This is a genomic window from Dyella sp., from assembly GCF_035503745.1.
Taxonomy (GTDB): domain Bacteria; phylum Pseudomonadota; class Gammaproteobacteria; order Xanthomonadales; family Rhodanobacteraceae; genus Dyella_B.
Genome location: NZ_DATJTC010000020.1, coordinates 95,274 through 120,984, shown reverse-complemented (window position 1 = coordinate 120,984; position 25,711 = coordinate 95,274). Strand labels below are relative to the sequence as shown.

General features: G+C 62.0%; 24 protein-coding genes and 1 tRNA gene. 19 read left to right on the top strand and 6 right to left on the bottom strand.

What is annotated here, in order from left to right; all coding sequences use genetic code 11:
* Positions 1–3 precede the first annotated feature (3 nt).
* The 7 genes from VME63_RS08310 (at position 4) to VME63_RS08280 (ending at position 6,510) form a co-directional block, all read left to right on the top strand.
* Complete coding sequence (locus VME63_RS08310; RefSeq protein WP_325432163.1) at positions 4–510, top strand: chemotaxis protein CheW; 507 nt, start codon at positions 4–6, stop codon at positions 508–510.
* Positions 511–522: 12 nt separating this feature from the next.
* Complete coding sequence (locus VME63_RS08305; RefSeq protein ID WP_325432161.1) at positions 523–2,241, top strand: methyl-accepting chemotaxis protein; 1,719 nt, start codon at positions 523–525, stop codon at positions 2,239–2,241.
* Positions 2,242–2,245: 4 nt separating this feature from the next.
* Positions 2,246–3,127: a protein-glutamate O-methyltransferase gene (locus tag VME63_RS08300; protein WP_325432159.1), complete on the top strand. Its 882-nt coding sequence runs from the start codon at positions 2,246–2,248 to the stop codon at positions 3,125–3,127.
* Positions 3,124–3,780: a chemoreceptor glutamine deamidase CheD gene (cheD, locus tag VME63_RS08295; RefSeq protein ID WP_325432157.1), complete on the top strand. Its 657-nt coding sequence runs from the start codon at positions 3,124–3,126 to the stop codon at positions 3,778–3,780. Before VME63_RS08300 ends, cheD begins: the two co-directional genes overlap by 4 nt.
* Positions 3,781–3,892: 112 nt before the next feature.
* The gene (locus VME63_RS08290; protein WP_325432155.1) at positions 3,893–4,990 is read left to right on the top strand and encodes a chemotaxis response regulator protein-glutamate methylesterase; all 1,098 of its coding nucleotides are present in this window, start codon (positions 3,893–3,895) and stop codon (positions 4,988–4,990) included.
* 17 nt (positions 4,991–5,007) lie between these two features.
* Positions 5,008–6,192, top strand: coding sequence for a methyl-accepting chemotaxis protein (locus VME63_RS08285; protein ID WP_325432152.1), 1,185 nt, complete (start codon positions 5,008–5,010; stop codon positions 6,190–6,192).
* Between the two features lie 12 nt (positions 6,193–6,204).
* A complete protein-coding gene (locus VME63_RS08280; protein WP_325432151.1) occupies positions 6,205–6,510 on the top strand; it encodes an STAS domain-containing protein in 306 nt (101 codons plus the stop codon).
* A gap of 183 nt (positions 6,511–6,693) precedes the next feature.
* On the opposite strand, the gene VME63_RS08275 is transcribed toward VME63_RS08280, so the two are convergent.
* The 3 genes from VME63_RS08275 to VME63_RS08265 all read right to left on the bottom strand — a co-directional run bounded on the left by VME63_RS08275 (position 6,694) and on the right by VME63_RS08265 (position 9,699).
* Positions 6,694–8,340, bottom strand: a complete 1,647-nt coding sequence (locus VME63_RS08275; RefSeq protein WP_325432149.1) for a hypothetical protein — start codon at positions 8,338–8,340, stop codon at positions 6,694–6,696.
* A gap of 164 nt (positions 8,341–8,504) precedes the next feature.
* On the bottom strand, positions 8,505–8,864 hold the full coding sequence (locus VME63_RS08270) for a hypothetical protein (protein WP_325432147.1): 360 nt from the start codon (positions 8,862–8,864) through the stop codon (positions 8,505–8,507).
* A 178-nt stretch (positions 8,865–9,042) separates the two neighbouring features.
* Positions 9,043–9,699, bottom strand: a complete 657-nt coding sequence (locus VME63_RS08265; protein ID WP_325432145.1) for an outer membrane protein — start codon at positions 9,697–9,699, stop codon at positions 9,043–9,045.
* Between the two features lie 316 nt (positions 9,700–10,015).
* Here VME63_RS08265 and VME63_RS08260 point away from each other — a divergent pair, with 316 nt between their 5' ends.
* From VME63_RS08260 to VME63_RS08210, 11 genes are all read left to right on the top strand, one after another.
* On the top strand, positions 10,016–11,920 hold the full coding sequence (locus tag VME63_RS08260) for a M61 family metallopeptidase (RefSeq protein WP_414648223.1): 1,905 nt from the start codon (positions 10,016–10,018) through the stop codon (positions 11,918–11,920).
* Positions 11,921–12,099: 179 nt separating this feature from the next.
* Positions 12,100–12,176: transfer RNA gene (locus VME63_RS08255), tRNA-Arg, on the top strand.
* Between the two features lie 311 nt (positions 12,177–12,487).
* On the top strand, positions 12,488–12,721 hold the full coding sequence (locus VME63_RS08250; RefSeq protein ID WP_325432143.1) for a hypothetical protein: 234 nt from the start codon (positions 12,488–12,490) through the stop codon (positions 12,719–12,721).
* Between the two features lie 404 nt (positions 12,722–13,125).
* The gene (locus tag VME63_RS08245) at positions 13,126–13,956 is read left to right on the top strand and encodes a hypothetical protein (RefSeq protein WP_325432140.1); all 831 of its coding nucleotides are present in this window, start codon (positions 13,126–13,128) and stop codon (positions 13,954–13,956) included.
* Positions 13,957–14,270: 314 nt separating this feature from the next.
* Entirely contained in the window at positions 14,271–15,257 is a 987-nt protein-coding gene (locus VME63_RS08240; RefSeq protein WP_325432138.1) for a phytanoyl-CoA dioxygenase family protein, read from the top strand.
* Positions 15,258–15,454: 197 nt separating this feature from the next.
* The gene (locus VME63_RS08235) at positions 15,455–16,420 is read left to right on the top strand and encodes an RDD family protein (protein WP_325432136.1); all 966 of its coding nucleotides are present in this window, start codon (positions 15,455–15,457) and stop codon (positions 16,418–16,420) included.
* A 295-nt stretch (positions 16,421–16,715) separates the two neighbouring features.
* On the top strand, positions 16,716–17,273 hold the full coding sequence (locus VME63_RS08230) for a GNAT family N-acetyltransferase (RefSeq protein ID WP_325432134.1): 558 nt from the start codon (positions 16,716–16,718) through the stop codon (positions 17,271–17,273).
* 110 nt (positions 17,274–17,383) lie between these two features.
* On the top strand, positions 17,384–18,034 hold the full coding sequence (locus VME63_RS08225; protein ID WP_325432132.1) for an energy transducer TonB: 651 nt from the start codon (positions 17,384–17,386) through the stop codon (positions 18,032–18,034).
* Between the two features lie 242 nt (positions 18,035–18,276).
* Positions 18,277–19,278, top strand: a complete 1,002-nt coding sequence (locus VME63_RS08220) for a hypothetical protein (protein WP_325432130.1) — start codon at positions 18,277–18,279, stop codon at positions 19,276–19,278.
* A gap of 72 nt (positions 19,279–19,350) precedes the next feature.
* Positions 19,351–19,974 (top strand): hypothetical protein, encoded by a 624-nt coding sequence (locus tag VME63_RS08215; protein ID WP_325432128.1) that lies wholly within the window; start codon positions 19,351–19,353, stop codon positions 19,972–19,974.
* 66 nt (positions 19,975–20,040) lie between these two features.
* On the top strand, positions 20,041–20,694 hold the full coding sequence (locus tag VME63_RS08210) for a glutathione S-transferase family protein (protein ID WP_325432126.1): 654 nt from the start codon (positions 20,041–20,043) through the stop codon (positions 20,692–20,694).
* Positions 20,695–20,857: 163 nt separating this feature from the next.
* Here VME63_RS08210 and VME63_RS08205 read toward each other — a convergent pair whose 3' ends face one another.
* From VME63_RS08205 to VME63_RS08195, 3 genes are read right to left on the bottom strand one after another with little or no spacing between them, the layout of a single operon-like run.
* Positions 20,858–21,286: a DUF1801 domain-containing protein gene (locus tag VME63_RS08205; protein ID WP_325432124.1), complete on the bottom strand. Its 429-nt coding sequence runs from the start codon at positions 21,284–21,286 to the stop codon at positions 20,858–20,860.
* A gap of 5 nt (positions 21,287–21,291) precedes the next feature.
* On the bottom strand, positions 21,292–22,764 hold the full coding sequence (locus VME63_RS08200) for an FUSC family protein (RefSeq protein WP_325432122.1): 1,473 nt from the start codon (positions 22,762–22,764) through the stop codon (positions 21,292–21,294).
* Positions 22,740–23,213 carry a MarR family transcriptional regulator gene (locus VME63_RS08195; RefSeq protein ID WP_325432120.1) on the bottom strand — a complete coding sequence of 158 codons (474 nt, stop codon included), beginning with the start codon at positions 23,211–23,213 and terminating at the stop codon, positions 22,740–22,742. The genes VME63_RS08200 and VME63_RS08195 overlap by 25 nt, the downstream gene beginning before the upstream one ends.
* 382 nt (positions 23,214–23,595) lie before the next feature.
* On the opposite strand from VME63_RS08195, the gene VME63_RS08190 reads away from it, so the two are divergent.
* The gene (locus VME63_RS08190) at positions 23,596–25,686 is read left to right on the top strand and encodes a phosphocholine-specific phospholipase C (RefSeq protein WP_325432118.1); all 2,091 of its coding nucleotides are present in this window, start codon (positions 23,596–23,598) and stop codon (positions 25,684–25,686) included.
* The last annotated feature ends 25 nt before the right edge of the window (positions 25,687–25,711 follow it).

Below are 25,711 nucleotides of genomic sequence, written 5' to 3'. Positions count from 1 at the left end.
ACCATGTCCGACCTATCCCGGAGCGAGGCGCTCCAGTCGCAGTACCTCACCGTGAACCTCGCACACGAGGAATACGGCATCGACATCCTGTCCGTGCGTGAGATCCGCGGCTGGACGCCGGTGACGCGCATCCCGCAATCGCCGCACTACGTGCTGGGCGTGTTGAACCTGCGCGGCGCGATCGTCCCGGTGATCGACCTGCGCCTGCGCTTTGGCCTGGCCCGCGAGGAATACGACGCCACCACCGTCACCGTGATCATCACCGTGGCCGGCCGCCAGTTCGGCGTAGTGGTCGATGCCGTATCCGACGTGGTCGACGTGGCCGACAACGCGCTGCGTCCGGTGCCCGACATGGGCACCACCGTGGATACCGAATACCTCAAAGGACTGACTTCGATCGGCGACCGCATGGTGCTGCTGCTCGACGCAGACAAACTGCTGCAACCGCAGGACGCACAGATGCTCGAGGCCGCGCTCAGCGCGACGAACGATGTGAAAGCCGTGGCGTGAAGGACTGACAACATGAAACTGCGTTTCCCCAAATTCAAATTCAAGTCGCTCTCGATCAAGGCGCGCCTGGTCATGCTGGTAGGCCTGCTTTGCGTCATGCTGCTGGCCGGCGCGGGTATCGGCCTTGGCTCGATGTCGCGCCAGAACGACGGCACCCAGGCGATCTACGACAATTCGCTTGTGCCCTCGCAATACGTCGATGCGGTGCGCACCGATTCGCTGAAGTACTTCCTGGCGGTAAGCGAAGCGGCCAACCTGGTAGGCAAGGCCGACCAGTTGAAGCAGAAGCTGACCGAAGCCGGCAAGTACGAAGCCGACATGAACGAGTACAAGAAGAAGCTTGAGGCCCTCAAGCTTGCGCCTGCCCTCGCTGCGGCGATGAAGGACTATCACTCCACCGACAAGGACTACGAACAGTCCAAGGGCGACGTGCTCGATGCGATCAAGCAGAACGACAACACAGCGCCGGACCTGGTCGAAATGGAATTGCGTCCGCTGCTGATGCAGCGCCAGGACGTGCTGTCCAAGGTGGTGGACCTGCAGCGCGCCGAAGCGCAGCAGATCTTCCAGGATCAGGTGAAAAGCTATCAGCGCGTGCGTCTGTTCACCCTCATCGCCCTGGCGGCGGGCCTGCTGTTCGCATTGCTGCGCTCGACCTTGCTGGTGCGCTCGATCTCGCACGCGCTCAGCTATGCGATGAAGGTCGCCAATGAAATCGCCGGCGGCAAGCTCGGCCACGACATCCAGGTCAAAGGCAACGACGAACTGGCCAACCTGCTCAACGCGCTGCACACGATGGATCAGCGCCTGGTGGAAATCGTCGGCGAAGTGCGCCAGGGCTCCGACGCGGTAAGCACGGCCGCGCAGCAAATCGCGCGCGGCAACGACGACTTGAGCCAGCGCACGCAAGAACAAGCTTCCAGCCTGGAAGAAACCGCTTCGTCGATGGAAGAAATGACCTCCACCGTGAAACAGAACGCGGAAAACGCCAGCCACGCCAACCAGCTCGCCCGCGGTGCGCGCGAACAGGCCGAGCGCGGCGGCGAAGTGGCCGCCCAGGCCGTCACGGCGATGCGCGAGATCAACAGCTCCAGCCGCAAGATTTCAGATATCGTCAGCCTGATCGACGAGATCGCCTTCCAGACCAACCTGCTGGCGCTCAACGCGGCGGTGGAAGCGGCGCGCGCGGGCGAACAGGGCCGCGGCTTCGCGGTGGTCGCCACCGAAGTGCGCAACCTGGCCCAGCGCAGCGCCGGCGCGGCGAAGGAAATCAAACTGCTGATCAACGACAGCGCCGACAAAGTGCGCGTGGGTACCGAGCTGGTCGACCAGTCCGGCAAAGCGCTGGCCGACATCGTCGATAGCGTGAAGAAAGTCACCGACATCGTGGCCGAGATCGCCGCCGCCAGCCAAGAGCAGTCGGCCGGCATCGACCAGGTCAACAACGCCGTGTCGCAGATGGACGAAATGACCCAGCAGAACGCCGCGCTGGTGGAAGAAGCCTCGGCCGCCGCGCGTGCGATGCACGAACAGGCCGACGAACTCACCAACCAGGTCGGCTTCTTCCAGATCGGCGCCACCGCGACGTCCAAGCCCGCCTCCAAGAAAGTGGCCGACAACGTCGCCGCCGAAGCCGAAGCGGTATTTGCCGCGGTCCGCAAGAGCAGCGCGCCGAAGGTGGCCGCGCGTCCGGTAGAGACCGCCGACTCCGGCGCCTGGAAGGAGTTCTGATCGCATGGCCGCGCGAATCATCGACAACGATGCGCGCGGCGTGGCGGCTGGCGCAGGTGGCTGGCAGCTGGGCGATAGCGAGTTTGCGTTCCTGAGCGACTTCGTCTACCGCCACTGCGGCATCGTGCTCGGCGAGCACAAGCGCCAACTGGTACAGGGACGTCTGCTGCGCCGCCTGCGCGCGCTGGATCTGGAAGGCTTCGATGCCTATGTGGATCTGCTGCGCACCGATCCCGATAGCGAGCTGGGCGAACTGGCCAGCGCGATCAGTACCAATGTCACCTCCTTTTTCCGCGAGATGCACCACTACGACCTGCTGGTCGAGCAGTTGTTGCCGCGCTGGCTGGAAGAAAAGAAAAACGGCGGCCGCCTGCGCATCTGGTCGGCCGGCTGTTCCAGCGGCGAAGAGCCCTACGCGCTGGCGATGGTGCTGGCCGAGGCCCTGGAGCGCAGCGGCAGCAAGGTCGATGCGCGCATCCTCGCCACCGATCTCTCGCCGCAGGCACTGGGCGCGGCGCGCGAGGGCACGTATCCGCTGGAACGCATGGGCGGCATCAGCGACGCGCGCCGCGCGCGTTGGTTCCTGCGCGGCGAAGGCGCCTACGAGGGCCTGGCCTGCGTGCACCCGCGCCTGCGCGAGCTGGTGACGATCCAGCCGCTGAACCTGTTGAAGGAATGGCCGATGCGCGGTCCGTTCGACGCGATTTTCTGCCGCAACGTGGTGATCTATTTCGACAAGCCGACCAAGCAGCGTCTGTTCGAACGCTACGCTGGCCTGTTGGAGCAGGGAGGCTATTTGTTCCTCGGTCATTCCGAATCGATGTACGGCCTGAGCGATTCGTTCGAACTGGTGGGCCGTACCGTCTATCGGAAATGCGTCCCATGACACGTCCCATGCCCGGCGTCGCCACGGCGCCTACCGCCCAAACCGCAGTATTGCCCGGATTCGAACACATGCGTCGATTCTGGGATCCCTCGCACGCGTGCATGACCGTCAAAGTGCTGCCCGGCGAGTATTACGTCAGCGCGCAGGAAGAAATGGTGTCCACCGTGCTCGGCTCGTGCGTGTCGGCGTGCATACGCGACGCCGAGCGACGTATCGGCGGCATGAATCACTTCATGTTGCCCGAGCCGATGAGCGGCGAACGCAACGACTGGTCGGTGGCGGTAGGCCGCGCGGCGCGCTACGGCAGCGACGCGATGGAGCAGCTCATCAACGCGATCCTGAAAGCCGGCGGCCGTCGCGACGCGCTGACGGTGAAGATTTTCGGCGGCGGCCGCGTGCTGACCCAGATGACGGACGTCGGCCGGCGCAACATTGAGTTCGTCAAGCGTTACCTGGAATTGGAAAAGCTGCAATTGGTGGCCGAGGACGTGGGCGACATCTATCCGCGCCAGCTGCAGTTTTTCCCCGCCAGCGGACGCGTGCGGGTGCGTCAATTGCGCACGTCGCGCGACAACGAGCTGGCCGCCAACGAGCAGAGTTACCTAAAGCGTTTGGCGAATGATCCGATAAAGGGTGAAGTGGAATTGTTTTGACGGCGCGTAAGCCGTCGCGGTAACCGAGCATGCGCGACAGGCGCGCGACCACCAGGCGCCGATCATGTTTGTGTTTCGATTGTTGATTGATGCATAAGGCGAGAAAGCCGCAATGGAAAAAGTTCGCGTCCTGATCGTCGATGACTCCGCGCTGGTGCGCAAGCTGTTGTCGGCCATGCTCGATTCCGATCCCGGCATCGAAGTCGTCGGCGTGGCCGCCGATCCGTTGATCGCGCGCGACAAGATCAAGCAGCTCAACCCCGACGTGCTCACGCTCGACGTGGAAATGCCGCGCATGGACGGGCTGACTTTCCTGGAAAACCTGATGCGCCTGCGGCCGATGCCGGTGGTGATGGTGTCCTCGCTTACCGAGCGCGGCGCGGAAGTGACGCTGCGCGCGCTGGAAATCGGCGCGGTGGATTTTTTTACCAAGCCCTCCAGCGACCTGGCCAACAGCTTTGCCGAGAGCGCGCAGGAAATCTGCGCCAAGGTGAAACTCGCCGCGCGTACGCGTCCACGCGCCTACACGCCGGTGCAGAAGCTCGATGTCCCGCCGCGCCTCACTGCCGATGCGGTACTGCCGCGCTCGCAGTCGGCCGGTACGCGCGGCGGCAGCCGCATCATCGTGATCGGCGCCTCCACCGGCGGCACCGAGGCCATTCGCGTGGTACTCGAGGCGATGCCGCCGGACGCGCCGCCCGTGCTGATCACGCAACACATCCCCGCCGCGTTCAGCGGTCCGTTCGCGTCGCGCATGGACCACTGCTCGGCCATGCGCGTATGCGAAGCGCGCGACGGCCAACCGATCCAGCCGGGCCACGCCTACATTGCGCCGGGCGGCGAGCACCTGCTGGTGATGTGGGACGGCGCCAAGCACGTCTGCCGCCTGCATGACGGTCCGCAGGTCAATCGCCACAAGCCCAGCGTCGATGTGCTGTTTCGCTCGGCCGTCGCCAGCATCGGCGCCGCCGCGATTGGCGCGCTGCTGACCGGCATGGGCGACGACGGCGCGCGCGGCCTGTTGGAACTGCGCGAAAGCGGTGCGCCCACGCTGGTGCAAGACGAAGCGACTTCGGTGGTGTGGGGCATGCCCGGCGCCGCCTGGAAACTCGGCGCGGCCGACGAAAAGCTGCCGCTGGAAAAGATTGCCGCGCGCCTGTTGCACCTGGCGCAACAACCTATTGCCGGCGCTCGTCGCGCCGCGTCCTGACGTACCGGAACATGCCTATGTCCGCCATCATTTCCCCCACCACCCCGCGTCCCTTCCTCGGCATCGGCGTCAGCCTCGTTGCGCTGCTGCTGTGCCTGATCTGGAACCCCGCCTGGATGGCGCCGGCGCTGGTCACCGCGTTGTGCGCCGTGTGGATCTACGAATGCCGCCGCCAGGCCGCGACGCCGCTGATCGTGGAAACACCGATCGGTCCGGACACCGCGCCGGTGCGCGAAGCGCTGGAAGACGTACGCGGCGCCCTGGTCGATGAACTGGGCAACGCCTCGCGCGAGCTGCACCAGGCGCTGGACCTGCTGCGCGATGCGGTGTCCGAACTTGGCGGCGGCTTCGATGGCCTGTCGCACAAGACCGGCATGCAACAGTCGCTGCTCAAGCAGATCATCGACGTGCAGGATGGCGGCGTATCGGTGCAGGATTTCGCTGCGCGCACCGGCGACCTGCTGGAACATTTCGTCGGCCTGATCGTGCAGCTTTCGCGCGAAAGCCTGCGCATCGTCTATCGCATCGATGGCATGTCCAAGGAAATGGATGCGGTGTTCGCGCTGTTGAAGAACGTCAACACCATTGCCGAGGAAACCAACCTGCTGGCGCTCAACGCGGCGATCGAAGCGGCGCGCGCGGGCGAAGCGGGCCGCGGTTTCGCGGTGGTGGCTGGGGAGATTCGCAACCTCGCCAGCCATTCGAACCAGTTCAACGAACAGATCGGCAGCCACGTCGAACGCGCGCGCATCGCCATGGAGCAAGTGCGCGGGCTGGTCGGCGAACTGGCCGCGCAGGATCTGAACGTGGCGCTTTCGGCCAAGGGTGGCATCGATGCGATGATGGCGCACGTCACCGAGAGCGACGCGCGCACCAGTGCGGTGGCCGACCAGGTGGTGGAGATCAATCGTGGCCTGGGCAACGACGTATCGACCACGATCCGTTCGCTGCAGTTTGAGGACATCCTCAGCCAGCTGCTGAACCAGACCCGCCAGCGCCTGGTGGAGCTGCAGGGCGTCGCCGCCGAAACCACCCGCGATATCGAAACGCTGGCATGCGAGACCGTGGACGCGCAGCTGCTGCGCCAGCATTCCGAGCGCGTGCGCGAACGCCTGGCGCTGCAGCGCGAGAAGGCGCGCATCCGCTCCAAGGGTCCTGCGTTGCAGAACACCATGGATGCCGGCGAAATCGAATTGTTTTAAGGAGTGACCACCATGCATCTCAACGTGCAACACGACACCGAGCAGGATTGCGTCACCCTCCAGTTCGGCAACCATTTCGATTTCAGCGTGCATCGCCAGTTTCACGAGGCGTGCCTGGGCGAACGCAAGCCCTCGCGCAGCTACGTGATCGATCTGGGCGAGGTGGAAAGCATGGACAGTTCGGCGCTGGGCATGCTGATGCTGCTGCGCGAACATGCCGGCGGCGATCGCGCCGAGATCCGCATCGTCAATGCAAGCACCGCCTTGCGCGGCACCCTGCGCGTGGCCGGCTTCGACAAGCTGTTTACGCTGCACTGAAGCTACGGTCACGGGATCGCACCGGCACGTAAACGTCGGCGCGATGGCCACGCCTCCAACCTTTCCCGGGTCGAGCCCTGGGCAGGCGTCGCAATCAGCGCAGGGGCTGGTTTTCTTTGAAGCTCGGCGCGCGCCGGGCTTCGCTGTTTATGGCTGCGGCGATCGCAACGCCATGTAAGCGGTTCACGCGATCCAGGGGTTTACATGCGCGCGGCCGGCCGCGTGCCGGGCCGGCTCATCGACCAGCAAGCAAGTGATTCTTAGGCCAGTCGCCGTGGTGCGTTGACGCAATCGGCCGCCAAACAACTCTGCATGATTGTGCAGCCCATTCAGATCGAGGCCGTGGGCGCCAAGTTTGGAGGCCAGAAACTGGCGTTCGCCAATGTCGTAGACGGCGTCATTGATGGTGGCCGGTTCGATTGCGCCATCCACGCACAGCGCGATCCAGCGCGACTGCCCGGTCAGCCCGCCGCGCAAGCGCAACCTGACGCTTGAGCAGATCATGTGCGCGTTGATGTACGCGACCGCTTCGCACGCCAGCCGGTATATCGCGGTGTGGGTGTCGGGGCTTAGTCCGGATGCCGCAAAGTTTTCGATCTTGCAGCGATAGGGGATGCCTACTTCGTTCAAGGCTCCGGCAATGGTTTCGCGCAGTGCCGCCGGCAGGCCGCGTTCGCGCCACGCCAAGGGATGCATGCTTTCGGCCAGCCGGCTGACTTGATTTTGCGTGGCGCTGGCCTGGCGGAAATAGCGTTGTATTTCCCCGGGCGCAAGCAGGTGGCGAAATCGCGAGAGTATCTGGTGGTGCGCGAGCGTCATCGCGGCGCCGGCCAATTCCATCGCCTCGGCGGTCTTTTTCAGGCGCGATTCGCTGAGGTGGATATTCTGGCGGGCCAGTGCGATGGCCCGCTCCGCGGCGAGACGATCGAGCTCCTCCTGCTCGCGCCGTGCAGTGACGCGCGCACCCAGGATGAACAGGCACGTCATCACCAGTGCGATGAATGTCTCGCTGCCCAGCATATAGGCCGTGCCGACGCCTTGCCATTGCATCAACGAAAGGGTGCACAGGATGGCCGGTGTGCCACCTAGCGCGGTTGCGCGCCATCCCGGCTTGAGCGTGGCCCACGCGATGGGCAGGTACATGGCCAGATAGGAAAACTGCCTGGCGTCGTTGTCGTTGCGAAGATGAAACCACAGCAGGAACAGTGCGGCCGACAGCAAAAGCACCAGGGTGTCGGTGGCGAGGAGATCTTTGACGAGCGCCTGCACGCGCAGTTTCAGCGGTGTCGAGGAGATGATTTCGGCTCTCACCATCAACAGCCACGGCAGCACGCAGATGACGGCGATGTATTTCCCCATGAACAAAAGCGGAAAGATGATCCAGGTGATGGGGTACGGGTGGCCGGGGGAATAAAACGCGTGCGCTATGGCCGCCATGATCTTTGCGGCCGAAGTCAGGGCACTGAGCGCGGCGCACAGCAGCAGGACATGGAAATTGATCTGCTGCCGATTGGGAAAAAGACCCAGTTTCTCCCTGCACCACCAGATGACGGGCATCACCGTGGCACTGCTGGGAATCATCGAGATGATCATCCAGCTAAGGCCAAATTGCGAGTGGTGCAGCACGTTGCTGGCCATTCCCGCAATGTCGATGCATGGAAAGGTCAACCAGTAGCGATAAGGCAAAAACAGCAGGTAGGCGAACTGAAAGGCAAACAGAATCCCCCAGTTGGGCATCTGCAGTCGCCGTAGCGCCAGGTAAAACAGCAGATAGCCCGCGGTAACGGCCAGGTGCCGCACCCATTCGCGTTTCAACCAGGTTTTGCGCATGCCCGCCCCTTCGCAGTTGCACCGCTTGCGTGGCAGGCGTGCAAGGTGGATCGCCTCATCATCAGCGATCTATCAACGAGGTACCAGTAGCCGGCGCGGCACAAAAAAGCCGACGGCGGGGGAGCGCCGTCGGCAGGTTCACACGCACACTTTGGAATCGGTAATTACCAGGCGCGGGCTTCGACCACGCTCAGCGAATAGCTCTGCATGTCGCTCTGGTAATGCAGCATGCGGCCCATGTCGAAATCGACCGACTGGCCGGGGCTGATGTTGGTGGTGCCGGCGGGCCAGCCTTCCCTGGAGGCGAGCACGTTGCCCGAGCCGTCCTTCGCATCGACGCGCACCTGCGCGGCGGCGGCGGACGAGCAGTTGTTGACCAGCTTGCCCTTGACGCTCAGGCGCGTGGCGATACCGGTGCCGACGGCGCTTACTTTCACGTCCTGGATGGCGAAGTCGGAGGGCCCGCAGGCGTGGGCGGCGATGGGGGCGACCATCAGCACGGTCGCGGCGATCAGCGTTTTCATGGGGGTCAGTCCTCAGGTCAGATAGCTACGCCAAAGATCGGCTCGAAAGGGCTATCGGCAGGGACCCGGCCAAACTTTAGGCCTTGCCGGGCATCTGGCCCGGAAAAAAACAAACCCCCGGTCGCCCGGGGGTTTGCAAGGCACCTGGGGCGCCCGTGGGCGCCGCCGGGGCCGGGGCTTAGAAGCGGTATTCCACCGAGGCGGAGTACGCGGCGATGTTGGTGCGGGTGTGGCCCACGCCGACGTAGTCCGGGCTGGTGTCGTTGCCCGCCTGGATGCGGTAGTTGTCGTAGTTCAGGCCCACGCTCACGTTCTTGGTGACGTCGTAGCCAACGCCCAGGCCCGCATACAGGCCGTTGTTCCAGGTCTTGTAGCGGTTCTCGAAATCGCCGGAGGTCAGCGCCAGTTCGGTGCGCGAGCGCAGGTAGCCGGCATGGGCGGTGACGAACCAGCCCTGGTAGAAGTTGTACTTGGCATTCAGGCCAAGGGTGGCGGCCTGCGGCTTGGCCGAGAACGAACCCACGCCGTTACCGATGTCGGCCTTGGGGCGGCCCAGGTACACGTAGCCGATTTCCGGACCCACGATGCCGTTCCAGCGCCAGCCGAAGCGCACGTTCTGGAACACGCTGTTGTTGTGCGACAGGTCGGCCGTGCGCGCCTGGGTCTGGCCCAGGTTGCCGGCGGCGAAGAAGTTATCCTGCCAGTTCGGGTTGACGTTGGAACCGTAAGTGGCGGTGTTGGCGGCGGTGCTGTTGTCGTCCGCATGAGCGGCCGGGGTCAGCACGGGGGACAGGGCGAGGGCGGCCACAGCGGCCGAGAGGGCTAGCTTATTCATGGAGGACTCCATCTCTTTGTTATCGACCTGGGCGACGATGGGGAAGTCGTGGCGCAGGACCGCGCGGGGTTACGCGGTGTAACGAGATTGTAACATCCGGCCTGAACCGGACTTTTCTGGCTTGTTTGCCAGGCTTTTGCCGTTCAGTTTGGCAGGGATATCCGACAGCGTCTCATCTTTCCCTGACGCACAGGCGCGGCAAGGGCTGGCGCGTGACCTCTGGCAGGGGAGTGGGGCCATGCACGTGGCTAGGATCGTGCTCTTACGCCGCCTCCCCATTCATGTTGGCGGCCTTGTCGCACCCAGGAGACCTCCCTTGAACCGCCAACCGCTTGCCGCCGCCATCCTTGCCGCCGTGCTGGGATGCACCGCACTTGCAGTCAACGCCGACGACGTACCCGCTCCGCAGAACGTGCCCTACAGCGCAGGGGCGCTGAAGATCGACGTGGACGCCACGGACATCGCCCATCGCGTGTTCCGCGTGCACGAAGTCGTGCCGGTGGCCTCGGCAGGTGCCATGACCCTGCTGTATCCGCAGTGGATTCCGGGCAATCACTCGCCCACCGGCCCGATCGACAAATTCGCCGGCCTGGTGATAAAGGCCAACGGCCAGACGATTCCGTGGACGCGCGATCCGTACAACGTCTACGCCTTCCACATTGACGTGCCGCAGGGCGCAAGCGCGCTGGACGTGGACTTCCAATTTCTCTCCCCGCAGAGCACTTCCCAGGGCCGCGTGGTGATGACGCCGGAAATGCTCAACCTGCAGTGGAACACCGTCACGCTGTACCCCGCCGGCTACTACGCGCGCCAGATCCAGACCGACCCCAGCGTAAAGCTGCCCGCCGGCTGGCAATTTGGCACGGCGCTGGAAGTGGCCTCGCAGGACGGCGGCACCGTGCACTTCAAGCCGATCAACTACGACGACCTGGTCGATTCGCCGATCTACGCCGGCAAGTACTTCAAGCGCGTGGACCTCGATCCCGGCGCCAGCACGCCGGTGCACATGGACATCGTCGCGGACGATCCGAAATACCTGGCGATCACGCCCGAAGAGCTGAAGATCCACCAGGCGCTGGTCACGCAGATGTACAAGCTCTACGGCGCGCACCACTACAACCACTACGACTTCCTGCTCTCGCTCAGCGACAAGATGAGCGGCAACGGCCTGGAGCACCACCGCTCCAGCGAAGACGGCACCTCGCCCGAATACTTCACCGAGTGGGACAAGAGCTGGGGCATGCGCGACCTGCTCTCGCATGAATTCAACCATTCCTGGGACGGCAAATACCGCCGCGGCGCCGACCTTGCCACACCCAACTACAACGTGCCCATGGGCGACACGCTGCTGTGGGTCTACGAAGGCCAGACGCAGTTCTGGGGCCAGGTGATGGCTGCGCGCTCGGGCCTGTGGAGCGAGGACCAGTTCAAGGACGTCATTGCCCTGGTCTCGGCCATCTACGACAAGGGCCGTCCGGGCCTGGCCTCCTGGCGCAACGTGCAGGACACCACCAACGATCCGACCATCGCCATGCGCCGCCCGTTGCCCTATCGCAACTACCAGGGCAGCGAGGATTACTACTCGGCCGGCGAGCTGATCTGGCTCGATGTCGACGGCAAGCTGCGCCAGCTGACCGGCAACAAGAAGACCATCGACGATTTCGGCAAGGCATTCTTCGGCGTCAACCCCGGCGCGTGGGACGTGGACACCTACACCTTCGACGACGTGGTCAAGACACTCAACGACCTGGCCCCCTACGACTGGAAGAGCTATCTGCGTACACGCCTTGACGGCCATGGCCCACTCATCGGCGGGCTGGAATCGCACGGCTGGAAGCTGGTGTACAACGACAAGCCGTCCGCCGCGGTGAAAGCATTCGAAGCGCGCCGCCACACCGCCGACCTGACCTATTCGCTGGGTGTATCGATCGGCAAGGAAGGCGCCATCAGCGACGTGCTGTGGGACGGCCCGGCCTTCAACGCCGGCCTGTCGCCGGGCATGACCATCGTGGCGGTCAACGGCCAGAGCTACGATCCCGATACCCTCAAGGACGCCGTCACCGCGGCGAAGGGCGGCAGCCAGCCGATCGAGTTGCTGGTGAAGAACTTCGACGAATACAAAACCATCCGCATCGACTACCACGGCGGCCTGAAATACCCGCACCTGGAACGCGACAACAGCAAGCCCGATACGCTGACACAGCTGATCAAGGCCCGCTGACCCGGCGCCTCGCCCGCTCCGCCCCATCTTCGGACGAGGATGGGACGGAGGGCCGCCCGCACCAAAGCGCCGCCCATGCGAAAACCCTGCGCATGGGCGCGCCCCTCCAACTCCGCTATACTTCCCCTTCGCGCTGGCGCGCACTCGCTTGAGCCGCCCCTGCCAGCGCAGACATCCATGCGCCCGTAGCTCAGCCGGATAGAGTAGTGGCTTCCGAAGCCATTGGTCGGGGGTTCGAATCCCTCCGGGCGCGCCATCTTTGCGGCATGCTGCTGCGTGTGTGCGTTCAACCATAAATTGGCCAAAACGGTCACTTTATGGTTAAGCATCAACCATAAGTTGTCCGCCTCGCGTGTAAGTACGTGTTCTGGCGCGGATTCTTCCGGCCTTGCGCTAAAACATAAATTGTCCGCACTTTCCGAGCGGATGTTTCCCGCGCTGATCTATGCACAGCCACACATCTTCCGAATGCGATTATTCATGTTGCAGACGATCGCTTTGCCGCTCGGTGGGCCTTGACGCAGCAAAACCATAAAATAGTAGGACGCCTACGCCTTCAACCATGGGTTGGATGACAAGCTGTTTCGTCCGTTCATCGGCGTCGATTCTGAAACGGATCGGTTTCCTGTTGGTCAGGTTCGCGAGCGTTGGAGTGTTGAAGCACTCGCGGAGGTAGATGCCGAGAGGTTTGCCGCCGAGGAGCACTTTAGGGGGTGGATCATGGAGAGTGGAAATACGTTACTGGATGCTGTCGTTGCCGCATTAGTCACGTCCACGTTCACCGATCCGAATTCTAAATGATGTCCGTTTTCGATCCGGAGTAGGCAAGCTCATTGCATACCCGATCAATCGTTGATCGCTAGCGATCTGCTCGTTAGAGAGCATAAGGCGGACGCAGTCATTGTCGCGACGTGTTAAGTGCAGTAACGAAATACGCCGCAGAATGCCACGGTCACATTCGAGTTGACGCTCATTAGCCTTGAGAGCTAGCTGGCAGTTGCCCGATTGGGCGGCCAAAAGTTCTAGGCCCGCTTGCAAGGTAGGAAGCGCAGGTTGTGACTCCGCGGCTTCCTCCATTAGCGGGAGTGCCTCTTTGTGCAAGCCTATGCGCATAGCCCCCGCAAGTGATAACCAACGGCTTTTTCTCATCGCCGTCACATTTGGCATGCGAAAAGGATCGGACACAACGAACAGGGGAAATATCTATGATGCAGACAAGGCTAAGTCGTGTCCCGACTTTGGCGGTACTGACGTGCGCAATGCTTGGTTTGTGGTCGGCGAAATCCTTTGCGTCCGTCGCTATCGGCGGTACGACCCTGGAGGTCACCAACGCAAGCTCGCAACCAGTGCCGGTCATGGTGACACTCGGAATCGGCCACTTCGGCGTCACCAACATCGATCAATTGCACTGGCACATCATTCCGCAACCGAAGGGCTCGGCCACTCAGGGCATTTTCATGCTGCCGGCGCACAAGTCGGTTATCTTCGATTCCGGCTCGAAAAGCTTCAGCGGCAATATTGCTTTCGGCCCTACGTTTACTGCGCGAGGCCAGGGGAATAAGGACAGCAAAGCTTGTTACCCGGATGCCACCAACCTGGCTGAGTTCACCCTCAACCAGCAAGGTGAGACTGTAGACATCAGCCGGGTCAACGGCGCGAACGCAAAAATTGCCATCGACTTCAAGGGAGGATCGCCCTGGAATGACGGTGTGGACGAGCATAAGAACATCCTCCATATCGCGGACGAGCAGCCCATTTCGACATGGACGTCGCCTGTCGGCGTATATGGCTGGCAGGCCACCGATTGCGTCGACGTGAAGCTACCCGTGCCCAATGGTCCACCGAGCAATCTGGCGCCCGCACCGGTGAACGCGCCGAATGGCCCGCAGTTGCAAGCGACGAGGCAGTGCAATATTCAGCGTGCAGGCAACGCCCGAACGGGGGGGATTGTGCACGTTGTCTTCAACGGGTGGGACACCGGAGCGGCACCCATGTGCGACGAGCGGCGTGCCGTCGCAGACGCGAAGCCAGACTGACAAAGGCTTCTTGCTAATCGAATGGTGGCGCCTTGGCACTAGCGGCGCCACCGCTTTCGAAACGATGTATTCCGCGAAATTCGACGTCAACGTTGTAGTGGCATATCTTGCCCCTCGTTACGCGGGCAAGCAGGGGCATCAAATGCAACCATCCCTTGCCGGGATAGCGATTATGTCGAATCTGAAAGTGTAGTTTAGCGAACGGCGCGATAGGTGCGCTTGGTCGATTCGTGGTTTGATCGAGGCGGCCATTGAGGTCTGCTTTAGGCCCCAAACGGGAGTCACCGGTATTTCTGAAATAGTAAGGAGCACGGATGATCGAGACGTCGGTGAGTCTTGGTGTCGAGGAGTTGCATACTTACTGGGCTTGCCAATGCGCGCCAGGATCTGCTTCGCCGCTACCGCAGGATGTCGTGAAGACGTTGCTGGCTGGCTTGCGACTCAACGTGCTGGAAACCCTGCGTTACTTGCACCAACAGCAGCCCAGTTATGCGCAATTCGAAGGCTGGGTCTGGGAGCGCAATGATGGCCAACTGGAAGAAGCCTCGCTCAATCGCTTGCGCCGCGCACTCGCGGGTGAGACCGTTGGTGCCGAAGTCGGCAATCTCGACCGCGTCGAAGGCTTGAGTGCGAACGACCTCGCGCACTGGCACGAGCACGGCTACGTCATCCTGCGCAACGCGATCAGCCCGGAAGCGGCGGAAATTGCAGAGATGGCCATCTACGATTTCCTTGGGATGGACCGCGACGACCCGAAGTCCTGGTATCGCCAATCGCTGGGTCATTCCATCTGGGTGCCGCTGCTGCGACATCCGGCGCTGGTAGCCAGTCGCCGTGCGCCACGTATTCATAAAGCACACGCCCAACTGTGGGGGCGCGAAGATCTTTGGGTAACCATCGACCAAGGCGGATTTAATCCGCCAGAGCGCGACAACTGGCGGTTTCCCGGGCCGCATTTGCACTGGGACTCCACGCTCGCTGAGCCGCACTGCTTGGATTTGCAGGCCATCCTGTATCTTGCCGACGTTACTGAGGACCAGGGGGCATTCAGCTGCGTGCCGGGCTTTCATCGCACGCTGAAGCAGTGGTTGAAAAGCGTCCCCGAGGGCGTGAGTGCGAGTGATCATGCGCGACGCACTTTGACGATGAAGCCAGTTGCCGCAAAGCGCGGAGACATGATCATCTGGCATCATCTTCTGCCGCATGGCAGCAGTCCCAACCGCGCACAACGACCGCGTGTCGTGCAATATATGTCGCTGCGGCCCACGCGCTTTGCCTACACCGAGGAATGGACGTCTTGATGGCGACGGCTTGGCTTATTGCGCCATCTTTTGCCAAACTGCTGGAGTCGCTGGCTACATGTAATTAGATCAGTTATCGAACCGAGGCAGACCTCGGCCTGAATTTGTTGAGCTCGTGTATCGACGCGTCGCCTAGGCCATTTATGATGGTCGACGGTTAGGCTCCAATAATCAAGGTTGGGAAGGGGGAGGGGAACATGGACGCATTGGAAGGGAACGAACAGCTCAACGAGCTGCCGGCGCTGGCGATTGCTAATTTCTGGTCGCGCTTAGGCGCCATATTTATCGATCTGCTAATCGTTGGTGCGGTCGGTTACGTGTTGGGCATCTTTTTGTTCGATACGCTTGCCGGGCTTGGCGCGTACGCGCGTATTGTTGGTTTTGCTATCGCCGTCTCGTATTTCGGCATATTCAATAGCCGGATATGCAGCGGCCAGACCTTGGCCAAGCGTTGGCTGGGTTTGCGGGTTGTCGATGGCCATGGTTTGTGTATCTCGCTACCGCGCTCGATGCTTCGCTACACAATACTAGGCTTTCCATTCTTTTTAAATTTCCTGCCCGTGGATTTCGGGGTAACTGCATTATTTGTCGAGACGCTAATCTCGATAATTCTGTTCGGGGGCATGTTTAGCGTTTTCTATTTGTATCTGTTCAACCGGCGAACACGACAGTCTTTGCATGATCTGGTTGTGGGAACGTATGTTGTTAAAGTCAATCCGCCCGGTCTGCGCTTGCCGCCGGGTGCCTTGTGGAAAGGGCATCTGGTGGTTGTCGCACTGATCGCAATCTTCGCACTCGTCACCCCATCAGTGGCTAGTATTTTCGCGCGGCACGCAAACTTTCAGCCGATACTGGAGGTGCAGCGCCAACTCCAGCAACAACCGCACGTGCGAAACGCCGGCTTCGTGGAAGGTGAAACGTTCGTCTATTCAAGCACTGGAAATCGAACAGTCGGCTATCTTCAAGCTGAGCTGACGCTAGATGCCCCCATGACCTCGGATGAGGATATAGCTCAGGCTGCAGCCCGCGTCATTCAAGCTGAATATCCGGAAAAATCTAACCGAGTTCCCATCGTCGTGCGCTTGGTTTACGGCTACAACATGATCATTGCATCGCGATGGAATTACCACGCGTATAGGTATGAGCCGGGCGAATTGCCGTAGGTCTGAGTGGTTGGCTTCCAACTAACTTTGGCGCATATATTGCGGATGCATTCGTTGGTGGAGGAGCTGTCAACGGAATCTGAGCTGGTCCGGAAAATTGAACATCCGATAGGTGGATTTTCTGTTCAATGAGGCGGCGATAATCGCTATAGAAGAAGCGAATCGACGGCAAGACGCCCCCTTCGTAGTCGCTCACCGTCCTTCAAGGCCAAGGTGGCGTTTGGAGGTGGACAGTCCGCGAGCAAATAGTTGTGAGGCGCGCCGTCACGGTTTGACGCAATCTTACAAGGCATGCATGAATATGTTTGACCCCATAATTATGGAGACCAGGCGTCTTCGACTTCGCCCTCTCCGGGAAGAGGATGCGCCCGGGTTTTTTGAGATGTGGTCTGACGTCGAAACCGTTCGTTACTTTTCTTTTCCACCTATGAAGAGCATCGAGCAAGCCAGGTGGCGCATTGCCGACAAATTGCAGTCTTCGCGCAATGGCGAAAGCGTGAATTTTGTTGTCGAGTCGAAGGATGGCGGGAAGGTGCTTGGCGACTGTGGCATGCACAATGGCGAGTCGCGCTGCCGGCGGGCGGAGATCGGCTACTGCTTAGCACGCTCGCATTGGGGCAAGGGATACATGACAGAAGCGCTAGGTGCCTTGATCGAATACGGGTTCAACAAGGTAGGACTTCGCCGCATTGAGGCAGGTATTGATCCGCGCAACGTGCCGTCCATTCACCTCGCCGAACGCCTTGGGTTCATCAGGGAAGGATACCTTCGCCAGCATTGGGTGACTGGCGAAGGAGAGGTCGCGGACACGGTTCTCTATGGACTGATCCAAAGCGATCGCCGTAAATTGTAGCCGTGCTTGTTAAATCTTCTGCTTATTGCGATGAATAAGGTCTGCCTTCGAGCTGGAGCAGACGTGGAAAAGTTCATCGATGCTGATTTCATAGTTCTCAGGGGGACAACATGTATCGACGAGACTTGGTTTTTTGCGCCGTTTTTCCGCTGCTGACATCCTGCGCACAGACACCTCAAAAAGCTAACGGCAGCGCGACACAGGCGGCCGATGCTGCAAATAGTCAGCAACTTGTAATCAAGTACATGGCCCATCAGTCGCCGACGCATCCGGCGGCGCAAGACATCACCTACAACTCTCATTATCCGCCGCATTTTCCTGTCGAAGCGTTTAGGGCTGGCCACTACGGAATGGTCACACTATTGATCTACGTCAGTGCCAAAGGTGAAGTTGGCGATATCCGCGTAGAGACCAGTAGCGGTTATCCGGAGCTTGACGCAAGCGCGGTCGACGCTGCAAAGCATTGGGTCTTTATGCCTGCTGCGAAGGACGGAGTGCCCCAGCCCGGTTGGGTACGAACTCCGGTGAGTTTTAACCGCCCTGTTCCGCCGCCGAGATCCCCTGACGGTTTGCAAGTCGGTGTTGTCACGGAGTCGGATGCTCGGGCGCTCATGGGCGAGCCTAGTGGAACCATGCGGTATACCAATGGAATGACTCAGATGATTTGGGGTAGCAGAAATGTTGGCATGGTTGTTCTTATCTTCGATGCGACCGGTATGCTAACGAAGGTATACAAATCCATGCCCCCTTCCAAGTCGTGACCGGCTACTGATGTACTGTGCCGAAAAATCGCTATTTAGCTGAGTTAGAGGTTTGCGTCCGACCCGAACCGGATGCCGCAAGTCAGCTCACCTGCCCCGAGGTTGCCGCAAGTGCGTGGAGAGGTGCGCATTTGATCTGACGAGGCAGATAAGGGACTCTTTGCAGGCGTGAGGAGCCCCTTCGACTCCGTGCGGGGGCGTCCGGATAAATCGACAGCGGTGATAGCAGGGATGTATCGACCATGGTTTTAACAACTTCCGCAGGTCTATTGTTCTTCGTTGGTTCAATGCAATCCGCAATGCCGCAAGTGCTGCCGACTGTCTACGAAGCGGGGCATTTCTATGCCGTGCCGGAGACCCGCGATGGCCGGCGGCTGAAATTGCTGGTCGATAGCGGCGGCGGCGGTAGTGGCGGCATGTACTGGATAAGTAAGGCCGCCGCGCAACACCTGCATTTGAAACCCATCGCCTGCACAGCGGATGGTCAGCACCTACCGGTCGCTCACTTGCCAGAGTACCGGGTGGGGCTCGGCCTGCCTCCACCGGTCAAGACCCCTTGCGGGCAAGCGCTGCTAGTTTTCCCACAAGCCGGCAGCAACTATGACGGCCAGCTCGGAGCCGGCTATTTGCCCGGTCGCACTTGGACATTCGATTACCCCGCGCATCGGCTGACGCTCGAAGGTGACGCTTGGCGGCCGAGTCCTGCTGCACACCGGACTGCGTTGGGCTTTCCTCATGAAGCAAACGGTGCCTTAGCTTCGGGTTTTGCGCGCATCACTATTCGTGTCGATGGCCAACCATTGGATATGTTGCTCGACACCGGCGCGTCATCATATCCCACGCCGGCGGCGGCCCGCGCTAGTGGTACGCCGACCGTGCAAGGTGAAGGCGTCACAAGCTATATCACTACAAGTACGCTTGAACGCTGGCATAAGGTGCACCCAAATTGGCGCGTGTTGGAAAATGCCGATGAAAAAGTTGCCGCCAGGCCGTTGAGGCGCATCATCGAAGTGCCTGAGGTGGAAATCGCCAACTGGTCGGTGGGGCCGGTATGGTTCACGGAGCAGCCCGACCAGGCCTTTCACCAATACATGGCCCAGATGATGGATAAACCTACGGAAGGCGCGGTGGGCGGCAACGTGTTTGGTCACTTTGTGATGACCATCGATTATCCGCGCGAGGCGGCATACTTCTACTGCGTGAGTGGCTGCAAGCCGGTGGCTCCCGCCACATCAGCGCATTGAAAGGCTGAATCCTCGGCCCAAAGCGGGCATGGGCATATCAGAGGGGTGATGTTTCAAAAAGGGAAGTTTGACATGCGCAAATTTGCCGGCTCGTCATTGCGGCCTATTTTGAGCGCCATCGTCATGGCTTCGCTGCTTGGGTGTGCGGCGTACTCACCGCTGGCGTCGCAGGTGTCGGTGACTTGCGAGGCCAACTTTGAGGCGGGCGGTCAACCTTATGGCGTTGCCTCAACCAACCAATGTTTTCCGTCGTGGGATTTCGAACAAGGCGACATCGAACACCCCGGACGCCTAGACGGTGACGCGCGCGGTCATCTGCGGGATGGCTGGCCGTTTATTGCGAAGGCGCTAAGCATCGATCCAAGCACGGGGCGGGACACAAAGGAAGGTTCCTCCGAGATTTTCGTGCGGGTTTCCGTCAATGGTTTGATGGCTCTAAAAAGCTTCGACGCCAAACACGACCATTCGGCGCACCATCGCACACGGATCATCCGGTCGCTTCTCGCGTTCAAGGACAAAGCCAAGGGGTTGTCCATGGAGGTAAAGATTCCGCCGCCGCCTGCATTACAGGGCAGATATGCTCACCTATGGCCGGCCGACGGCCAGCCTCGCCGAGCGCTCGACGTGGGCGTGTCGATCGGGCAGCGACCCGTTCGTCGTCTTGCCAAACAGGGCAAGCCGTGCCACGCATGGTGAAATCGACCATCGGGGTCGTGGCTTGCGGATATGCGCTGCGCAATCACCATTCGCAGGAGGACAAAGATGACTATCACCATTACCGCGTTTGAACGCTCGCCGGACGGCGGCAAGGGGTTGGCGCGCGATACGCGCGTTCGCTGGGTACTTGAAGAGGCGGGCTTGCCCTACAACGTTCGCCCTGTTTCGTTTACCGCGATGAAGGAGCCTGCGCATCTGGCCATTCATCCCTTCGGCCAGATTCCAACGTATGAGGAAGGCGATCTTGTACTGTTCGAATCGGGCGCGATCATTTTCCATGTCGCCTCGCGTCATGCGGGCCTGTTGCCGGACGATGCCGATGCAAGGGCGCGCGCGATCATGTGGATGTTCGCCGGACTCAACACCGTGGAGCCGCCGATTCTGGAATTGGTAACCGTGAAGTTCACCGAAGGCGATAAACCGTGGGCCAAGGACCGCCTGCCCCTGGTCAGGGACCGCATCCGCCACCGGCTGGGCCAGCTCTCCGCGCGCCTGGGGGATGCCACATGGCTGGATGGTGCGTTCAGCGCGGGCGATCTGGTCATGGTCTCGGTGCTGCTGAGAACCCGGCCCTCGGGCATTCTGGATGAATTTCCCAGCCTGGCCGCCTACGTTGCGCGCGGCGAAGCGCGCCCCGCCTACCAGCGGGCTTTCGCCGCCCAATTGGCGTTCAACACGGGCGCGCCGGCGAACGGCTAGGCACCGTTTGCCGCATTGGCGAATGACGTGCCGGTGCGCGGTCGCCCGCCGCGGGCCCAGTGGTTACCCATGCCGCATGCTGTGCGCGCACGTGGTCCATGTCGCGTAATTGCCGCACTACTGCAACGCGGGCAACCTCGAGGAAACGGTCAAGATAGCGCGGTTACCTCTTGCGCTTGCCCGCTTTCGCCGGGGCGGCAGCCGGCGCCTTCGGTTTGGCCTTTGCATGGGACTTGCTTTGGTTGTGGTCGATGGCGGCGCGAATGAGATTTTTCAGCGCGCGCTTGTCCAGCTTGTCGCCTTCGAACCAGTCGATGGCGCGCCGTGCGTTGCCCGCGAGCCCGGCGTTGAAGAGCCGGTCGGGATCGGGCAGGCTGGCGCCGTAGGCGAAGGTGAGCTTTACCTTATCCTTGTGCGCGTTGGCGACCGCGATCAATCCGTCGCAATACCAGGTGGGGCTGCCCATCCACTTCCATTCCTCCACGATCTGCGCGTGGGCATCGAGGATGGCCTTGCGCACGCTTGCCAGCATGGGGCCGCGCCAGTCGGTGAGTCCGGCGATCAGTTGGTCGATGCGTTCGGAGGGCTCCATGGGATTCACGCTTCCAGTTCGGGTTCGTTTTCGGGTGACCGCGAAGGCATTGCCTGCGGCGGATGCTTGGCAAGCAGGCCATGCAGGCGCCGCAGTGCGGCGGTGGTGGATAGCTCGTTGGCACCGAGCGTCTTGCGCGACAGACGAATCGCCCGCACCAGCTCATCGCGCGGACCGGCGATGCCATCGGCATGGCCAACGCAATGCTGCAAGAGTTCCACCCAAATGGCCGGATGGTCGCGGTCGGCGCCTGGACGCGTCAGGCGCCGATGCCACTGGATCGGCACGGCGATGAGCGCGATGCGCGCCATGCGATCGTCGAGCACGCGCCGTTTGTGTGCGCGTTCGCCGGGCTGCACGTCGGCGGGGCAGGCGGCCAGTTCGTCGAAAGCGAGCAGCGCATCGGAAAGCCGCCGCCTGACGACCGCCTCGGTGCGAATCGGCAGCACCAGCCAGGCGGTTATCACCGCACAGGCCGCGCCAATCAGGATTTCTTCCAGGCGCAGGTCGAGCGTACCGGAAGCCGGTCGCGCGCCGCTTGCCTGCAACAGCGAGATGACCAGTGTGGCGCTGGCCGCCCACCAGGCGTAGTTGATGCTGCGCAGGCAGGTGCCTGCGAACAGCACGGCGAAGATCAGCACAGCGGCGGCTGCGCCATGCGGCACGAACACGTGCTGCACCAGCGCTGCCGCAATGGTGCCGCCCAGCGCGCCGCCAAGGCGCAGCAGGCCCTTGTAGAGCACGTCGCCCCGGCTGGAGGCACCGATGCAGACGATGTAGACAGTCAGCACGATCCAGCTCCAGTGCTGCGCGAAGGCGAAGCGGCCGATCACGAAGGCGGCAGCGAGCGCGATGGCCATCTGGATGGCCATGCGCGTGCTGGCGGGCATGCCTTGCGCTGTGCGTTGCGGTTCGGCTATCGGCGGATGAGCGGTGGGCTTGACGTTTGCGCGCAGGCCGATATGCGCGGCCCATTGCGTGAGCACGAACAGCCATCCAAACGCGGCCGCACCGGCGATGCACACCAGCAGCATGTCGATCGGCATGCCGCCGGGTGCGTCCGGCCGCGCGGGCACTACCAGCACAGCGATCAGCGGCAGCGCCAGCAGGCTGCCGATGCGACGGATCTTGCCACCGAACTTGCGTGTCCATACCGATAGCGATACGACCGCAACGAATACCGCCGCGCCCGCGGCAAAGGCATGATGCAGCAACCATCCCACCGCCGCCGCACCAAGCGCCACAAACAAAAAGACGGCCAATTCGGCCGCCAGCGATCGATCGTGCCCGGCCGCGCCGCGACGGCTCTGCGTCATCACTAGCACTGCCGACAGGATGCCCGCGTTGGCGCCCGCGTGAAAAAGTGCGGCGATGCGCCAGACCGTGCAGAACGCGGCTACCATCGCCACGATGGTGACGGCGGCGGCGGAGATATCCTCCGCGCGCAGTACGGTCAGTCGTCGTTGCGATCCGGCCATGGTCGGCTCATGTCGATCAGTGCCGCCAGGGTTCGGCGCATGGCAGCGACGTCGTGGTCGCCTACGCAGGCCACGAGTGCGGCGTCGATGTCTTCGCGCGCGGCGGTCTGCACGGCGGCGGCCGCGCGGCCGCGTTCGGTCAGGGTCACGGTCAGCTTGCGGCGGTCGTCGGGATCGACCGTGCGTTGCAGGTAGCCGCGCGTCACCAGGGTATCGACCAGCTGCCCGGCGGCCTGCTTGGAGATACGCAGCTCCCTGATCAGCTGGCCCAGCGGGACATCTCCCGCGCCCAGCGCCAGGCCGCCGATCACGTACAGGCCGTTCTTGGGCAGATCGTCGTAATCGGCGCGTTCCAGCGCTTGGCGCATGGCCATGCCGTAGGTATTGCGCGCATGCCGCAGCAGGGCGGGGATGGGGATCAGGTCAAACCATGGCTGGGGCGTGCTCATGGGGCGGAAGATATAGTCCCATACTTTTATTGTCAATAAAATTGACTATTTCGGCTAGCCGCCCCGCCACCCCGAGCTTCCGGCGCAGCCCGCATGCGGTGGCGCGCGTCGTGCTTCATCTTTCACGGCGACACGCGTGCACGGCGCCGGCGCATGGCAAGCGTCATGCGCGAACGGCGACACACAGCCGCGCGACAAAACGTCAAGCGCGCGTGAATGCCTTACACCACGTCTGTGCGGCGAAGCTTGTACGCGCGCAGCGCACCGGCCAATGCTGTGATGCAGGGATCATCGCAATCACCTCGTGCACCTTTCGTCGCACGAATGCAATCTTGCAAACCTATGGTTGCGCACACTCCGCGCAACGATGGATGACACGGCCATGACTTCGATGGAACGTCGCAGGTTTCTGCAATTGATGGCCAGCACGGCGGCCGCCGGCATGTTGCCGATGAGCATCGCGCGCGCGCTGGAAATTCCCGCCGACCGGCGCAGTGGCACGATCGAAGATATCGAGCACATCGTTATCCTGATGCAGGAAAACCGCTCCTTCGATCACTATTTTGGAACGCTGCGGGGCGTGCGCGGTTTCGGCGATCCGCGTCCGGTGAACCTGCCCTCGGGCAATGCGGTGTGGTACCAGCCGGACGGATCGAACTATGTGCTGCCTTTCCACCCCACCGCGCCGGATCTGGGGCTGCAGTTCCTGGAGGATCTCGCGCACGACTGGAGCACCACGCACGCGGCCTGGAACCAGGGCAACTACGACCAGTGGGTGCCGAGCAAGGGCACCACCACGATGGCGTATCTCACGCGCGAAGACATCCCGTTCCACTACGCGCTCGCCGACGCCTTCACCGTTTGCGATGCGTACCATTGCTCGCTGATGGGGCCGACCGATCCCAACCGTTACTACATGTGGACGGGCTGGGTCGGCAACGACGGTTCCGGCGGCGGCCCGGTCATCGACAACGCCGAAGCGGGCTACTCCTGGTCCACCTATCCGGAAGTGCTGCAGAAAGCGGGGATCACCTGGAAGATCTACCAGGACATCGGCACCGGCCTTGATGCCGCCGGTTACTGGGGCTGGACCGACGATGCCTACATCGGCAACTACGGCGACAACTCGCTGCTGTATTTTTTCCAGTACCGCAACGCGCAGCCGGGCAGTCCGCTGTACCAGGGCGCACGCACCGGCACCAACATTTCCGCGGGCGGCACGTTGTTCGACCAACTGCGCAGCGACGTGCTCGGCAACACCTTGCCGCAGGTATCGTGGATCGCCGCGCCCGAGGCGTACAGCGAACATCCCAACTGGCCGGCCAACTATGGCGCGTGGTACGTATCGCAGGTGCTCGATGCGCTGACCAGCAACCCGCAGGTGTTCAGCAAGACCGCGCTGTTCATCACCTTCGACGAGAACGACGGCTTCTTCGACCACATGGTGCCGCCGTGCGTGCCGCCGTCGAGTGCGCAAGGCCAGTCCACGGTATCAACCGCCAACGAGCTGTTTGCGGGCAATGCCGATTACGAAGCAGGGCCGTACGGCATGGGGCCGCGCGTGCCGATGATCGTGGTGTCGCCGTGGAGCAAGGGGGGCTGGGTGTGCTCGGAGGTGTTCGATCACACCTCGATCATCCGCTTCATCGAGCGGCGTTTCGAGCGCAGCCATCCGGATCTGCGCGAATCCAACATCACCGCATGGCGCCGCACGGTGGCGGGCGACCTGACCCGTGCCTTCGACTTTGCCAAACCCAATGGCGCGCAGCCGCCGCTGCCTGGCACACAGGCGTACGTACCGCCGGACAACCAGCGCCATCCCGATTATTCACCCACGCCGCCGGCCGAGCAGTCCTTGCCGCAGCAGGAACCGGGTGTGCGGCCTGCGCGCGCGCTGCCCTACGCGTTGCAGGCGCATGGCCACGCCGATGGCAGTGGCACGTTCGCGATCGACTTCATCAACGAAGGCAGCGCCGGTGCATGTCTGCAGGTGCGTTCGGCGAATCTGCCCCATGGTCCGTGGTACTACACCGTGGAAGCGGGCAAATCGCTTAGCGGCAGCTGGGCGGTGCAGGGCGCATACGACCTGGACGTGCACGGGCCGAACGGTTTCGTGCGCCATTTCAAAGGCGATTTGGCGTCGGCCAAGACCGCGCTACGGGTGGTCAGCCGCTACGATCGCAGCCAGGCGAGCGTGATACTGAGCCTCGCGAACGAGGGGCGCGAATTCTGCGACGCATCCGTGCAGAACCTGTACGACGGCCAATCCATCACCTACATGCTGCAACCTGGCCAGCGCATCGAACGCGCGTGGCGTCTGGGCGACAGCTACGGCTGGTACGACCTGGTGGTCCGCTCGGAGGCGGAAAGCGGCTACCTGCGGCGCCTGGCGGGGCATGTGGAAACCGGCGAGCCGGGCCTCAGCGACCCCGCCATCGGCGATCTGCGCTGGCGCAACGTCGGCCCGTTCTGAGCCGATCGCCGGCCTTCTAGACATC